Origin of the sequence: Rubritalea profundi, from assembly GCF_002954445.1 — a bacterium.
GTDB lineage: Bacteria > Verrucomicrobiota > Verrucomicrobiia > Verrucomicrobiales > Akkermansiaceae > Rubritalea > Rubritalea profundi.
The window spans coordinates 2,138,574-2,139,605 of sequence record NZ_MQWA01000001.1 but is presented as its reverse complement, the minus strand read 5'-3'; the positions used below and the strand labels follow the sequence as shown (position 1 = coordinate 2,139,605).

1 protein-coding gene is annotated in these 1,032 nt (G+C 53.2%); it reads right to left on the bottom strand.

Annotation, left to right across the window (positions count from 1 at the left end):
• Positions 1–214: 214 nt before the first annotated feature.
• Positions 215–925, bottom strand: coding sequence for a PEP-CTERM sorting domain-containing protein (locus BSZ32_RS09380; RefSeq protein WP_240610602.1), 711 nt, complete (start codon positions 923–925; stop codon positions 215–217).
• Positions 926–1,032 lie beyond the last annotated feature (107 nt).

Below are 1,032 nucleotides of genomic sequence, written 5' to 3'. Positions count from 1 at the left end.
TTTCTGTTAGGGTGTTCCCCCAAATTCCAAAAAAATAACTGGACTACCTCGCCACTGCAGAGGTGTTGAGAGTCTATATGGATGCTATAGGAGGGTCGTAATATTGCAAAACCCATATGAAATAATAGATAGCCAGGCTTACCTTTCTATTAGTCTGTCTTTTTTATCCGATGGGGAATGGGGTTGGGATATTTGTTAATTTCCCGAGGCCGGATTACTTGCGGCGACGCAGGATGAGTGCGATTCCACCGAGGCCGAGTAGGGCGGTGGTGGATGGCTCGGGCACGGCCGTCCCGTTGAGGGTAATATTGCCGATGTCGGAGCCAGCATAGCCATTGTCGCCAAGGTTGTTGAACCAGATCGTAACGTCTTCACCGGCGGGCAGGTCGGGTAGCGAGAGGGTCGCGCTCACGGTAGACCCGTCCGCAGTCGTGCTGATGTGCGTGACCACGTCGTTGACAAACACCACGAGCTCGACACCGGTACCACGGTTATCTCTATTGGTGAACTCGTAATCGAGCGTTACGCCGGTGTAGGCGGCAATCGTCGAGTAGTTGATCACCGGCCCGGTGTTTCCTGAACCGGGGTGGAATTCCGTCGCATTGAGTTGGATGTAATTCCACGGCACGGTCTGGGAGCCGACCCCAACATCTTCATGTCGCCAGTAGCCGTCAGGTGTGAACTCGAACGGGCTTAGGTTTGACCTGTCCAAAGTGCTCCCGATGATTGGGTCGGCGGAGGTCGGGGTCACCACGCCGTTCACCGTGCCGGCAAACAAATAGCTCCAGCCGGTTGGGGTCGGGTTGGCCGCAAGAGTGAAATCGGTGGCGTAGTCCGCGATCAAAGCGGCATTGGCAGAAATCGCTGAAACGGCCATCGCCGCAGCGAGGGACAGGCTTGTTTTCATTGATTGGTTCATTTTCATAAGGTAATTAATTAGTTGTTAGGATTATTATTCTTTGTTCTTTGCGAGCTTACCGGATCGATCCACCGTGGATAAAACCGGACATGAGACGCTAAGAACCAAGACTT